This window comes from Vibrio ouci, assembly GCF_004551525.1.
Classification (GTDB): domain Bacteria; phylum Pseudomonadota; class Gammaproteobacteria; order Enterobacterales; family Vibrionaceae; genus Vibrio; species Vibrio ouci.
In genome coordinates this window covers 1-13,562 of the sequence record NZ_SATR01000011.1, presented here as the reverse complement: position 1 = coordinate 13,562, position 13,562 = coordinate 1, and the positions used below count along the sequence as shown (strand labels likewise).

Genomic DNA, 13,562 nt, shown 5'->3' with positions numbered 1-13,562 from the left:
TAAAGGTATCTATGTCTGGGGAACGAAAGCGTGGTTTTTTACGTTTAGATAGTGACGAAATGGTTGAAAAGCCAGAGCGTTGGGGTATGCCTGATTATACAGCGCAGACCCACAAAAAAGCGCGCGACACTGCGATGAACTATGACCCTAGCTGGATGCCAATTTCTGAGCCAGTCAAAGAAGAAGCACCGACGGAGCTGACCGAAGAAGAGATCGAACTGATTAAGCAGCAGGCTTATCAGGAAGGTTTACACCAAGGGCAAGAAGCGGGCTTTAAGCAAGGTTACGAAAAAGGTAAAGAGCAAGGACTTGAAGAAGGTCATCAAGAGGGCGTTGAGTCCGGAAAAATTGAAGGCGTTGCAGCTGGGCAAGAGTTTATCCAGCAACAAGTCCAAACCTTTATCGGTCTTGCTAACCAGTTTGCACAGCCTCTTGAGCTGATGAATGCTCAAGTGGAAAAGCAACTGGTGGATATGGTGCTTGCATTGGTGAAAGAAGTGGTTCACGTTGAAGTGCAAACCAACCCTCAAGTTATCTTAGATACGATTAAACAATCGGTTGAATCATTGCCGATTTCTGGTCACGCTATCACCCTAAAACTGCACCCTGATGATGTTGAAATCATTCGCTCATCATACGGACGAGAAGAGTTAGAGTTCAGAAACTGGACCTTACACTCAGAGCCAGCACTTAACCGCGGAGACGTACAAATTGAAGCGGGTGAGTCGAGTGTTAACTACCGTATGGAAGAGCGCATTCGCAGCGTTATTCAAAGCTTTTGTGGAGTGAATCGCCACCAAGGTGGTGACTGATGCTCGCGCTCGCTGATCGTCTTTCCCAATACAAATCTCAAGGGCTGACTTGTCGACCAGTTGCTTCTGGCAAATTGGTACGCGTGGTTGGCCTTACTCTCGAAGCGACAGGCTGTAGAGCGCCAATTGGTAGCTTGTGCAAAGTCGAAACTATGCAGGGCGAAATGGAAGCGGAAGTGGTCGGTTTTTCGGGAGAAAGCCTATTTCTTATGCCGAGTGAACAAATCACAGGCATCTTACCCGGCGCTAAAGTGACACCAATGACGGGTGAAGTTGGTTTACCTGTCGGAATGGAGCTGCTTGGTCGAGTGATTGATGGTGTCGGTAACCCGCTTGATGGCCTCGGCCCAATCTATACCGAAAAACGCGCCTCTTTTAACGCCGACCCAATTAACCCGTTAGCGAGAAAGCCAATTTCTGAACCACTTGATGTCGGCATCAAAGCGATCAATGGCTTGCTGACTGTTGGTAAAGGCCAGCGTATCGGTCTATTCGCCGGCTCTGGTGTTGGTAAATCGGTCACATTGGGCATGATGACCCGAGGTACCACAGCGCAAGTTGTCGTCGTTGGTCTGATAGGTGAGCGTGGCCGAGAAGTAAAAGAATTTATCGAAGAGATTCTAGGTGTCGATGGACGTCAGCGTTCTGTCGTTGTTGCCGCTCCTGCCGACTCTTCACCGTTGATGCGATTAAAAGGCTGTCAAACCGCTCTGACGATTGCTGAGTACTTTCGCGATCAAGGCTTAGACGTACTATTGCTGATGGACTCGCTGACGCGTTTTGCTCAAGCTCAACGTGAAATAGCCTTGTCTGTTGGTGAGCCGCCGGCAACCAAAGGTTATCCACCATCGGTATTTGCTAAGTTACCTGCTTTGGTTGAACGAGCAGGTAACGGTAGCCCTGATCAGGGCTCGATTACCGCCTTCTTCACGGTACTGACCGAAGGTGATGATCTTCAAGACCCGATAGCGGATGCGTCGCGTGCGATTCTTGATGGCCACGTGGTGCTCTCTCGTGAAATGGCCGACGCTGGTCATTATCCTGCGATTGATGTCGAAAAGTCGGTCAGTCGTGTAATGCCGCAGATCACCACAGAAGAACACGTGTTGATGTCGAAAGCGGTTCGCCAAGTGCTGTCGATTTGCCGTAAGAACCAAGATCTCGTGTCGATTGGTGCCTACAAACCCGGAACTGATCCGGCGATTGATGGCGCGTTTACTATCAAACCTAAACTTGATGCTTACTTGCAGCAGACGATGAAAGAAACGGTGCCGTATGACATGTGCGTCAACATGTTAAGCCGCCTATTGCACGGGGAGTAATCGCTGATGGAAAACGCATTAGAGTTTTTGTTAGAACAGGTTAAGGAACGTGAAAACCAAGCTGTGATGGCGCTAAATCAAGCTCGTGTTGAACTTGATGGTTACTACCAACAGCTCGAACAGATCGAGAAGTATCGCCTAGATTACTGTCAGCAGCTTGTTGATCGTGGTCAGCAGGGGTTAAGTGCGAGTCAGTATTCACACCTCAATCGCTTTTTAACGACGTTAGATGAGACGCTGGCGAAACAGAAACAAGCAGAAGCTCACTTCAAGAGTCAAGTTGAAGGCTGTGAGCAAAACTGGTTGGAAAGTCGCAAGCAGCGCCGTTCATATGAATGGTTGATTGAGAAAAAACAGACCGAGAAACAACGACTAGAGCAGCAGCGAGAGCAAAAGCAAATGGATGAGTTCTCGACACTTCAATTCTCACGACGTCTATCTAATTAACTCTGCCAGTGATTCTTAACCCGCATCTTAACTTGGCTCACTTTTTGCAGTGCAATAACTAGTTTGTATGCAATCAATATCGGCATTTTTGCTCTTGAGGTTATCCCCTTAAGCGACAGTGAGTGAGTCATTCTATGAATATCAATCTATCATCGGTATCAGAAAGCCCAAAAGCGGCCAAGAGTGTTGCCTCTGGAGAAGAGGGCGCGTCAGAAGCATCTGAATCAGGAGGCTTCTTTTCCAAACTCGCTGCTTTGATAAAAGGCGAAGGGAAAGCTGAAGGCGATACAGAAAGTGTAAAATCTGTACAAAATGAAGGTGATAGCGAAGTTTCAGCTGAAGGTGAAGTCAGTGAAACGAAAGTCGCCAAGACAGAATCACAAAGTACCGATGAGTTACTCGCTGCCGATGATGATTCTGCTCAGCAAGCTTCAACCAAGAGTGAAGGTGAGTCTGAGGTAACGGTAGCGACGCAGAAAACAGCCGAGCAAGAGCCGAAAGCAGCGCCTGCCGAATCTGCCAGTAAGATTGTCTCGGAAAATGATCAAGTATTGCAGCGACTCAATGAATCAAACAATGCCTTAAAGCCAAAAGACGGCAAAGAGTTGCCTCAAGAAAATCCACAAGCGACAGTTGAAGGCGCATCAGGTGAAAGTGCCAAGCCAGCCGCTAAAGTGGTTGCAGCGGAAGAGGTTGATGTAAAAGATCTGAAAACCGCAGAAAAAGTGCAAGTGGACACTGAGCGTCAGCCTGTTGTGGCCGAAAAAGCACAGAGTGCCACTCAAACAGTGGTTAATGCTGATGGTGAAGAAGTTGCAGTACCTGCTGCCGTTGCTCCTTTCATTCAGCAGCAAGCGCCGAAGGCCGAGCAGTTTAAAGAGTCTGAATCTCAAGCGCCGTTGCCTAGTTCAGCAGCGGCAGCAGTAGCGGTGAGCCAAGCGGATGCAGAAGTTGCAACTGAGGCAGGGCAAGTCAAAGTTAAAGCTGATGCAGAGCAGTCGGTGAAGAATATAGAGGCGGATACGCTGAAACCTGAAAATGCCGCAGTTACTCAGGTATCGGTATCACCTGAAGACGTCGCTGAACCAGTGGTTGCTGCTGGTGTGACGGCGGCGGTTGCGGCAAGTGCGACTCAAACAGCTAAAGCGCCAGTGCAAACAAAAGCGAGCCTTGATGACTCAACTAAGCTTAGTCAAACTCAATCGGCATCCATTTCTACAATCGATGGTGAAGTGGACCCAACTATGGCATCAGCTGCCCCAGTTGCCGCTGCAGCAGCGATTCCTTGGGCGACATCCTCTGACGTACCTGTGAGTGATGAAGTGACACTGAAACATGATGTTGCTCCTAAAGCTCAGCAAGCCGCCGTAGCGCAGTCAGTTCAGCAAGCTCTTAGTCAGCAGCAGGCACAAGCTGCACAGGTGGCATTGCAATCACAATCGGTACAACACGCTGCCGCAACAATGCCAGCTGACTTAGCCGCGATGCAAATGCAGCAGTTAGCGGCGGCACCAAACGTTGCCATCAGCCAAGATCAAGCACTACTTAAAGCGGCAATGGGGGCGAAAGCTGCCGGTACTATTGGCCAGTTAGCCAAAAACGGTGAAGGCCAGCAAGCTAGCCAAGAAAGTGGCTTCGCTCAGCAGTTATCTCAGGCTGCAGGTGCACAAGGCACGCAATCATTAGGTCAAGCTCGAGCGGAACAAATCGCAGCTCAAGCGCCGCTGCAGCTTAGTCGTGAGATGGCAAGCGAACAGGTTGCCGAGCGTGTTCAGATGATGATGTCGAAGAACCTTAAAAACATCGATATCCGTTTGGATCCACCAGAGTTAGGCCGAATGCAGATTCGCATGAATATGAATGGCGATGCGGCAACGGTCCACTTTACCGTCGCAAATCAGCAAGCTCGTGACGTAATTGAGCAGTCGATGCCAAGATTACGCGAAATGCTGGCGCAGCAAGGTGTACAATTGAATGATAGTTCTGTTCAGCAACAGGCAGGGCAGCAACAAAGAGGTTACGCTAACGCCGGACAGGGACAAAATGGTCAAGGTAACAGCAATCAGGGTGTTTCTGGTGAAGAAAACCTTGAAGCAGACATCAATCTTGATTTGAATGTCGCTGCAAAGCGTGATGGAATTAGCTATTACGCTTAAACTGTAAAAAACAAATAAATAGAGAACGTTAAGTTATGGCCGTCGAAGAAATCGAACCAGAAGCGCCGAAAGGGAAGAGCAAGTTACTGATCATCATTATTGCCGTTGTTGTCTTGTTAGTTGGCGGTGGTGGTGCTGCCTTTTTCTTGATGGGCTCTGATGACGCTGCCGAAACACAACAAGCAGCGCAGCAAGAAGTGGTTACTCCGACCGATCCGGTAGCCTATGTTAATATTGCTCAACCGTTTTTGTTTAATGTCACTGGCGATAAGAAAGATCGCTTGGTGCAGATCAAAGTACAGCTCATGGTTCGTGGTACGGAAAATGAAAACCTTGCCCGTTACCATTCTCCATTGATTGAAAGTTCGCTGCTTAGTACGTTCGCTTCAGCGACGGTTGATCAGCTAAGAACTGTCAATGGGCGCGTTGAATTGCGCGATAAAGCGACCGACGATATTAAAGCAAGCTTAAATCGTGCGGTAGGTCAGCCTGTTATTGAACGTGTACTGTTTACCGATTTTGTAATGCAATAGGTGCTAAGTGACCGATTTATTAAGCCAAGATGAAATTGATGCACTCTTACATGGTGTCGACGATGTCGATGAGGTGGAAGAGGATGTAACTCCCACCGACGCCAGTGCCGTCGAGTTTGATTTTTCATCGCAAGATCGAATTGTCCGTGGTCGAATGCCGACCTTGGAGCTTATTAACGAGCGCTTTGCCCGCCATATGCGGATCAGCCTATTTAATATGCTGCGTAAAACAGCAGAAGTGTCGATCAACGGCGTACAAATGATGAAGTTTGGTGAATACCAAAATACCTTGTACGTTCCAACTAGTTTGAACATGGTACGTTTTCGTCCTTTGAAAGGTACTGCGTTGATCACCATGGAAGCGCGACTGGTCTTCATTTTGGTAGAAAACTTCTTTGGTGGTGATGGTCGATTCCATGCGCGTATCGAAGGGCGTGAATTTACCCCGACTGAGCGCCGAATTGTTCAGCTACTACTGAAGATCGTTTTCGAAGACTACAAAGAAGCTTGGTCTCCGGTAATGGGGGTTGAGTTTGAGTATCTAGACTCTGAAGTTAACCCAAGCATGGCTAACATCGTCAGCCCTACCGAAGTGATTGTTGTCAGTTCATTCCACATTGAAGTGGACGGAGGCGGCGGTGACTTCCATGTGGTGATGCCATATTCAATGGTTGAACCGATTCGAGAACTGCTCGATGCCGGTGTTCAGTCAGATAAGATGGAAACCGACGTTCGTTGGAGTACGGCTCTTCGTGAAGAGATCATGGATGTACCGGTGAACTTCCGCGTACAGTTGCTAGAGCAAGATATCTCGCTGCGTGACTTAATGGAGCTGCAGCCAGGTGACATTATCCCAATCACCATGCCAGAGCACGCCACCATGTTTGTTGAAGAACTGCCAACGTTTAGAACCAAGATGGGGCGTTCTGGTGAGATGCTCGCGGTACAAGTTTCAGAAAAAATTAAACGCCCTGATGTGGTGAAAACCGATATCGCCTTCCTCGGTAAGGATGTTATTTCCGAGCTAGAAGAAGACGATAGCGAAATTGAAGATTAAAGAGAATAACAGGTAACAGGTATGGAACCGAGTGACGACCAAAAGCTGGCGGACGAATGGGCTGCCGCATTAGGTGAAGATCCAAGTGCACCAAGTATTGATGTCGATGAAGTGATGAATGCTCAGCTTGATGAGCTAGAAGATACCTCGTCTCCAATTTCAGAAGATGAGCGCCGTAAGCTCGATACCATTCTAGATATTCCGGTCACTATTTCGATGGAAGTCGGCCGTTCGCAAATCAGTATTCGTAACTTATTGCAACTGAACCAAGGTTCCGTCGTTGAGCTAGAGCGCTTAGCGGGTGAGTCTCTCGATGTATTGGTTAACGGTACCTTGATTGCACACGGGGAAGTGGTTGTCGTCAACGATAAGTTTGGTATTCGTCTCACAGACGTAATCAGTCAAACAGAGCGTATTAAAAAGCTTCGATAAAGTAAGGTACAGTATGACGTTTAAAGTTAAGGAGTACTTACTTTTTCCTCTAGCTTTGATATCACCTTCCGTAATGGCTGCCGCTCCAGGCACTCAATTAGACTGGGCGACCACTTTTGGGTCGCTCTTGTTCGTTATTGCCTTCATTTTATTTTTGGCTTGGCTGCTTAATAGAATGCGTGTGCCTGCAATGGTTAATCAAAAGGGATTAAGTGTTGTAAGGCAAATAGCATTGGGCAACCGTGAGCGAATCATGATTGTACAGGCCGGAGAAGAACAATTTTTGGTTGGAGTGACAGCTCAATCCATCCAATTGATCTCAAAACTGGATAAACCTTTATCTCAGGAGGAGATGGCTGCAAGTCCGTTTGCCAATCAATTGACTCAGCTATTAAGAAAGAATGATAAAAACCAATAAGATAGTGTCACTTTGCCTGACGCTTTTTATCCTGATGTTCTCCGCGTTCTCTTTTGCACAAGAAGAGCTAGCGACACCAGTACCTGACAATGCTGCGCCGGGTAGCTCTGTCACTGTGTCAGCAATGGAGCGTGAGCAAGGCGCGGCAAAAACCATCTCGACCAGTAGCTTAGTGGGTGGCGGAGGTGGCGGTGTACCTGCATTCACCATGACGACCAACCCAGATGGCAGTGAAGATTATTCAGTAAACCTGCAAATCTTGGCACTGATGACCATGCTGGGCTTCTTGCCTGCGATGGTTATCTTGATGACGTCCTTTACTCGTATTGTGGTGGTCATGTCGATTCTTCGTCAGGCGATGGGTCTACAGCAAACACCATCCAATCAGGTGATTATCGGTATCGCAATCTTCTTGACCTTCTTTATCATGTCTCCGGTGTTAAACAAGATTAATGATGATGCGATTCAGCCATACATTAATGAGCAGATTTCCGCGCGCCAAGCGTTTGACCTCGCGCAGATCCCAATGAAAGATTTCATGCTCAAGCAGACGCGAGTCAAAGATTTAGAAACCTTCGTCAATATTTCAGGCTCGACAGCGACAGCGCCTGAAGATGTATCCATGGCTGTGTTGATTCCTGCTTTCATCACTTCAGAACTCAAAACCGCCTTCCAGATTGGCTTTATGTTGTTCTTGCCTTTCTTAGTTATCGACTTGGTGGTGGCATCGGTATTGATGGCGATGGGTATGATGATGCTTTCACCAATGATTGTATCGCTACCGTTTAAACTGATGCTGTTTGTGCTGGTGGATGGCTGGAACTTGATACTGTCGACATTGGCCGGCAGTTTCGCCTTGTGACGGGAGAGAATCTATGACTCCTGAAATGTTTGTTGAGTTGTTTCGTGATGCACTATGGATGGTTCTCATCATGGTGTGCGCAATCATTATTCCCAGCTTACTTATCGGTTTAGTGGTGGCGATCTTCCAAGCGGCGACCTCAATCAACGAACAAACGTTGAGTTTCTTGCCACGTCTAATAGTGACATTACTTGCTCTGATGCTATTTGCTCACTGGATGACACAAATCTTGATGGAGTTTTTCTTTAGCATGATTGAGCGCCTGCCTCAGGTCCTTTACTAGGGTTCGTTATGGAATATCCGGCGACGCTAATACTAGACTGGATAGCCAATTATTTTTGGCCTTATACCCGTATTGCGGCAATGCTGATGGTGATGTCGGTAACAGGGGCTCGTTTTGTCTCTACTCGTGTTCGTCTCTATTTGGGCTTGGCGATCACCTTTGCTGTGATGCCCGCTATCCCAGCGGTCCCTGATACGATTGAATTGCTCTCTTTTGCTGGGTTTATGACCTTGCTTGAGCAAATTATTATCGGTGTCGCGATGGGCACTGTGACTCAATTTATGATCCAAACCTTTGTTATCTTGGGTCAAATTCTAGGTATGCAGTCGAGCTTAGGTTTCGCCTCAATGGTTGACCCGGCGAACGGGCAGAATACGCCCTTGCTTGGTCAGCTATTTATGTTCCTCTCAACGCTGTTCTTTTTGACGACCGATGGTCACTTGAAAATGATCATGCTGGTAGTAATGAGCTTTAAATCGCTGCCAATTGGTACAGGTTCACTCACGACGGTTGATTTTAGAGAGCTAGCGTTGTGGCTAGGCATCATGTTTAAAGTTGCGTTGAGTATGTCACTGTCAGGCATTATCGCGCTGCTGACTATCAACCTTTCCTTTGGTGTTATGACTCGTGCGGCGCCGCAGCTAAACATTTTCTCACTGGGTTTCGCGTTTGCCTTGATGGTTGGTCTATTGATCTGTTGGTACCTTGTCGCCGGTTTATACAATCACTATGAACTATTCTGGGTACAGGGCGAACAGCAAATTTGCCAATTTATTAGGCTAGATTGTTAGGAGGCTGAATGGCAGAGTCAGACGGTCAAGAACGCACAGAAGACGCCACGCCCAGACGCTTGCAACAGGCTCGAGAAAAAGGGCAGGTTGCAAGGTCAAAAGAGTTAGCGTCGGTTTCTGTACTGGTAGTAGGCTCAATCGCACTGATGTGGTTCGGTGAGAGTCTCGCGCGCGCGTTATTTACCGTAATGGGACGGCTATTCTCCCTATCTCGTGAAGAAATATTCGATCATGTGAAGCTGTTTGATATCGTCGTTGGCTCCATGGGCAGTTTGATCCTTCCTTTGTTGCTGATTCTTGTCACGCTGTTCGTTGCCGCAGTGGTAGGCGCAGCAGGGGTTGGTGGTGTCAGTTTTTCTGTAGAAGCGGCGATGCCGAAAGCCTCTAAGATGAACCCACTCAGTGGCCTAAAACGTATGGTAGGGATGCAGAGTTGGGTTGAGCTAATCAAATCAATTTTGAAAGTGGCTCTGGTCTCTGGCATGGCCTTTTATCTGATAAGTGCGGCGCGAGAAGATTTGTTTCAACTCAGTATGGATGTCTATCCGCAGAACATCTTCCATGCGCTGGATATTTTGCTCAACTTCATTCTGTTGATCAGCTGTACGCTGTTGATTGTGGCTGCGATTGATATCCCTTTCCAAATTTGGCAACACGCAGACCAATTAAAAATGACCAAACAAGAGGTCAAAGACGAATACAAAGAAACGGAAGGTAAGCCGGAAGTGAAAGGCCGTATTCGTATGCTTCAGCGTGAAGCTGCTCAGCGCCGAATGATGGCAGAAGTGCCGCAAGCCGATGTTATCGTTACCAACCCGGAGCACTTCTCTGTCGCACTGCGCTATAAGCAAGATACTGATAAAGCGCCGATTGTGGTGGCCAAAGGTACTGACCATATGGCGCTGAAAATTAGGGAAGTTGCTCGCGAACATGATATTTACGTCATCCCCGCGCCACCTTTGGCTCGTGCTTTGTATCACTCAACCGAGCTTGAGCAAGAGATCCCCGATGGCCTATTTACTGCTGTGGCGCAAATTCTGGCGTATGTGTTCCAGCTTAAGCAATACCGTAAGAAAGGCGGTCAGCGTCCGAACTTGAAGACGTCTGAGTTGCCAATTCCTCCTGATCTAAGGAAGTAGGAATACTTCTAGTATTCCATAGAACGCCAAAGGAGTGAGTTGGGAATCTATAAAGGTTTTTGACTTGTTGTAAGAGATCCCCAATTCGTTCGTACCTCACTCTTGAGGATGACGAGGCTTTGATAGTTGTCATTCCATAGAACGACGAAGGAGCGGGCTGGGATTCTTTAAGGTTTTTGACTTACTGTAAGAGATCCCCAACTCGTTCGTACCTCACTCTTGAGGATGACGAGGCTTTTGATAGCTGTCATTCCATAGAACGACGAAGGAGTGAGTAGGGAATCTCTTGACGATGATCCGGTTACTTTTCTGGAATTGAGAGCAACACCAATAAGGCACCATCACCACCAAACTCAAGCGGCGCTTGGTGGAAAGCCATCACATCAGGGTGCTGAGCCAACCAAAGCGGGGCCTTCTGCTTAAGGATGTGTTTACCAATCCCGTGCTGAACACAAGCACAAGAAATTTCATTCTTAATACAGTAAGCGATCATCGAGCCTAATTCTCGTTTAGCCTCTTGCTGGGTCATGCCGTGCATATCTAAGAACACATCCGGAACATAGACGCCACGACGCAGGCGCTTCACCTCATAAGTTGAGACATCATCACGCGCATAACGAGTCGGACCTTCCTCATTGAGAAGAGGTACGAACTCATCAGAGAAATAAAACTCCGTATCGCTTGCTTCACGGGCAGTACGGGTAATTTCTTTTTGCTTACTGTTTTTTTTTGGTTGCTGGACTATGGTATCCTGTGACAACTTTTTTACGCCTTGTACTGCATCCCTAAAAAGGGCGAAGTCATCATCCATATCGGTGTCTTTTTTGCTCATGGGACTAAATTTAATATGTATAAATGCAATTAGCAGTATTGTAGCGCTTTTCGGAGGCAATTTTGGATAAGATTTTTGTAGAAGAAGCAGTATCAGAACTTCACTCGCTTCAAGATATGATTCGTTGGACGGTAAGCCGTTTCAATGCCGCGAACCTTTTTTATGGTCACGGTACTGATAATGCTTGGGATGAAGCGGTTCAGCTGATCCTGCCGACACTATACCTACCAATCGATGTGCCTCCACATGTACTGAATTCACGCCTAACTACGAGCGAGCGTATGCGTATCGTTGAGCGTGTTGTGAAGCGTATTAATGAGCGCACTCCAACAGCATACCTAACCAACAAAGCTTGGTTCTGTGGCCTTGAGTTCTTTGTTGATGAACGTGTTCTTGTGCCTCGCTCGCCAATTGGTGAATTGATTCAAGCAGAATTCCAACCTTGGTTAGTGGAAGAGCCAACACGCATCATGGACCTATGTACGGGCAGTGGCTGTATTGCGATTGCTTGTGCGCACGCTTTCCCTGACGCTGAAGTTGACGCGATTGATATTTCAACCGACGCACTGCAAGTCGCTGAGCAAAACGTTCAAGACCATGGCATGGAACAACAAGTTTTCCCTATCCGTTCTGACCTGTTCCGTGATCTGCCAAAAGAGAAGTACAACATCATCGTGTCTAACCCGCCATACGTGGACGAAGAAGACATGAACAGCCTACCAGACGAGTTCACGCACGAACCTGAGCTAGGTTTAGCGGCAGGTACAGATGGCCTGAAACTGGTTCGCCGTATTCTGGCAAATGCACCCGATTACTTAACTGACAGCGGTATCCTTATCTGTGAAGTGGGTAACTCTATGGTTCACATGATGGAACAATACCCGCACATTCCATTCACTTGGATTGAGTTCGAAAACGGTGGTCACGGCGTATTTATGCTGACTCGTGAGCAAATGCTGGAACACGCGGCAGAGTTTTCTATCTACAAAGACTAATTACGAAGCTCTCGTAGAGTAAATAAAACGCCAAGCCTTGATTTAGCGATAAATCGGCTTGGCGTTTTTTATGCGGGTCAAAAAGCAAAATAGTTGGTGATTAGGGGTTTACATCAAACCGCAATAAGGCGACTATGAATTTACGAACAATTAAAGTGTAAAGCGAAATGTACACATGAAATGGTGTGCTTAAGCGATAAAAGTTTGAGGAAGTAATGGCAGGAAACAGTATCGGACAACATTTCCGAGTGACGACATTCGGGGAAAGTCATGGTATCGCACTAGGATGTATTATCGACGGATGTCCTCCGGGTCTTGAAATCACAGAAGCGGATATTCAAATTGACCTAGATCGCCGTCGCCCAGGCACCTCTCGTTATACCACCGCTCGCCGTGAACCAGATGAAGTGAAAATTCTTTCTGGTATTTTTGAAGGTAAAACCACAGGTACTTCAATCGGCCTATTGATCGAAAACACCGATCAACGTTCAAAAGATTATTCTGAAATCAAAGATAAATTCCGTCCGGGTCATGCTGATTACACTTATCACCAGAAATATGGTGTGCGTGATTATCGCGGCGGCGGTCGTTCTTCAGCGCGTGAAACGGCAATGCGTGTTGCGGCAGGCTCTGTGGCTAAGAAATACCTTAAGCAAGAGTTTGGTGTTGAGATTCGTGCCTACTTATCTCAAATGGGTGATGTTGCGATTGATAAAGTGGATTGGGATGAGATCGAAAACAACCCATTCTTCTGCCCTGATGTCGATAAAGTCGATGCGTTGGACCAATTGATTCGTGACCTTAAAAAGCAAGGCGACTCAATCGGTGCGAAGCTGCAAGTGGTTGCGACTAACGTACCTGTTGGTTTAGGTGAGCCTGTATTTGATCGTCTTGACGCTGATATCGCCCATGCACTAATGAGCATCAATGCGGTGAAAGGAGTTGAGATTGGCGATGGTTTTGATGTGGTGAGCCAAAAAGGCAGCCAACATCGTGACGAGCTAACGCCAGATGGTTTTGCAAGTAACCACGCTGGTGGCATCTTAGGCGGTATTTCTACTGGCCAAGATATCGTAGCGAACATTGCCCTTAAGCCAACGTCGAGTATTACGGTTCCGGGTGAAACGATTACCCGTGACGGTGAGTCGACTCAGCTGATTACTAAAGGTCGTCACGACCCATGTGTAGGCATTCGAGCGGTGCCAATCGCAGAAGCAATGCTGGCGATTGTTGTACTTGACCATTTGCTACGTCATCGTGGTCAAAACCATGGTGTGACGACTGAAACGCCAAAGATTTAATCGAATCCACAATGAAAAGCCCCGACCATGTGTCGTAATGCCATTCGGATAAGCGCTAACGCTTATACCTAAACGGATATTTGGCCGGAACAAAGAGGACTGAACGTGGAAACGTTCGGTCCTTTCTTTTGTCTGGTAAAATGAAATGGCTGACGCTTTCTCGCATTTGCTTGAGCTTGATT

The 13,562-nt window shown here is 47.3% G+C and carries 15 protein-coding genes; 14 read left to right on the top strand and 1 reads right to left on the bottom strand.

All coding sequences use genetic code 11. From position 1 onward, the window contains the following. Window positions 1-11 precede the first annotated feature (11 nt). From fliH to flhB, 12 genes are all read left to right on the top strand, one after another. Window positions 12-812, top strand: coding sequence for a flagellar assembly protein FliH (gene fliH / locus ELS82_RS09015; protein WP_134835196.1), 801 nt, complete (start codon window positions 12-14; stop codon window positions 810-812). Next, the gene (fliI, locus tag ELS82_RS09010) at window positions 812-2,134 is read left to right on the top strand and encodes a flagellar protein export ATPase FliI (RefSeq protein ID WP_134835195.1); all 1,323 of its coding nucleotides are present in this window, start codon (window positions 812-814) and stop codon (window positions 2,132-2,134) included. Before fliH ends, fliI begins: the two co-directional genes overlap by 1 nt. A 6-nt stretch (window positions 2,135-2,140) precedes the next feature. Continuing rightward, entirely contained in the window at window positions 2,141-2,581 is a 441-nt protein-coding gene (gene fliJ / locus ELS82_RS09005) for a flagellar export protein FliJ (protein ID WP_134835194.1), read from the top strand. A gap of 134 nt (window positions 2,582-2,715) precedes the next feature. Then, complete coding sequence (locus tag ELS82_RS09000) at window positions 2,716-4,737, top strand: flagellar hook-length control protein FliK (protein WP_134835193.1); 2,022 nt, start codon at window positions 2,716-2,718, stop codon at window positions 4,735-4,737. Window positions 4,738-4,772: 35 nt separating this feature from the next. Continuing rightward, window positions 4,773-5,270, top strand: coding sequence for a flagellar basal body-associated protein FliL (gene fliL, locus ELS82_RS08995; RefSeq protein WP_134835192.1), 498 nt, complete (start codon window positions 4,773-4,775; stop codon window positions 5,268-5,270). A gap of 7 nt (window positions 5,271-5,277) precedes the next feature. Then, the gene (gene fliM / locus ELS82_RS08990; RefSeq protein ID WP_134835191.1) at window positions 5,278-6,327 is read left to right on the top strand and encodes a flagellar motor switch protein FliM; all 1,050 of its coding nucleotides are present in this window, start codon (window positions 5,278-5,280) and stop codon (window positions 6,325-6,327) included. Window positions 6,328-6,348: 21 nt separating this feature from the next. Next, window positions 6,349-6,759, top strand: coding sequence for a flagellar motor switch protein FliN (gene fliN / locus ELS82_RS08985; RefSeq protein WP_004413260.1), 411 nt, complete (start codon window positions 6,349-6,351; stop codon window positions 6,757-6,759). A gap of 13 nt (window positions 6,760-6,772) precedes the next feature. After that, window positions 6,773-7,177 carry a flagellar biosynthetic protein FliO gene (gene fliO / locus ELS82_RS08980; RefSeq protein WP_134835190.1) on the top strand — a complete coding sequence of 135 codons (405 nt, stop codon included), beginning with the start codon at window positions 6,773-6,775 and terminating at the stop codon, window positions 7,175-7,177. Further along, a complete protein-coding gene (gene fliP, locus ELS82_RS08975; RefSeq protein WP_134835189.1) occupies window positions 7,161-8,039 on the top strand; it encodes a flagellar type III secretion system pore protein FliP in 879 nt (292 codons plus the stop codon). The genes fliO and fliP overlap by 17 nt, the downstream gene beginning before the upstream one ends. A 13-nt stretch (window positions 8,040-8,052) precedes the next feature. Then, window positions 8,053-8,322, top strand: a complete 270-nt coding sequence (fliQ, locus tag ELS82_RS08970) for a flagellar biosynthesis protein FliQ (RefSeq protein ID WP_004413263.1) — start codon at window positions 8,053-8,055, stop codon at window positions 8,320-8,322. 8 nt (window positions 8,323-8,330) lie between these two features. Continuing rightward, on the top strand, window positions 8,331-9,113 hold the full coding sequence (gene fliR / locus ELS82_RS08965) for a flagellar biosynthetic protein FliR (RefSeq protein WP_134835188.1): 783 nt from the start codon (window positions 8,331-8,333) through the stop codon (window positions 9,111-9,113). Window positions 9,114-9,121: 8 nt separating this feature from the next. Beyond that, window positions 9,122-10,252, top strand: coding sequence for a flagellar biosynthesis protein FlhB (gene flhB / locus ELS82_RS08960; RefSeq protein ID WP_134835187.1), 1,131 nt, complete (start codon window positions 9,122-9,124; stop codon window positions 10,250-10,252). A gap of 301 nt (window positions 10,253-10,553) precedes the next feature. Here the strand turns inward: flhB and smrB are convergent, their stop codons facing one another. Continuing rightward, on the bottom strand, window positions 10,554-11,084 hold the full coding sequence (smrB, locus tag ELS82_RS08955) for an endonuclease SmrB (RefSeq protein ID WP_053440462.1): 531 nt from the start codon (window positions 11,082-11,084) through the stop codon (window positions 10,554-10,556). 62 nt (window positions 11,085-11,146) lie between these two features. Here smrB and prmB point away from each other — a divergent pair, with 62 nt between their 5' ends. Both prmB and aroC read left to right on the top strand, forming a co-directional pair. Then, window positions 11,147-12,079 (top strand): 50S ribosomal protein L3 N(5)-glutamine methyltransferase, encoded by a 933-nt coding sequence (gene prmB, locus ELS82_RS08950; protein ID WP_134835186.1) that lies wholly within the window; start codon window positions 11,147-11,149, stop codon window positions 12,077-12,079. A 215-nt stretch (window positions 12,080-12,294) separates the two neighbouring features. Beyond that, complete coding sequence (gene aroC / locus ELS82_RS08945) at window positions 12,295-13,380, top strand: chorismate synthase (protein ID WP_134835185.1); 1,086 nt, start codon at window positions 12,295-12,297, stop codon at window positions 13,378-13,380. Window positions 13,381-13,562: the final 182 nt, after the last annotated feature.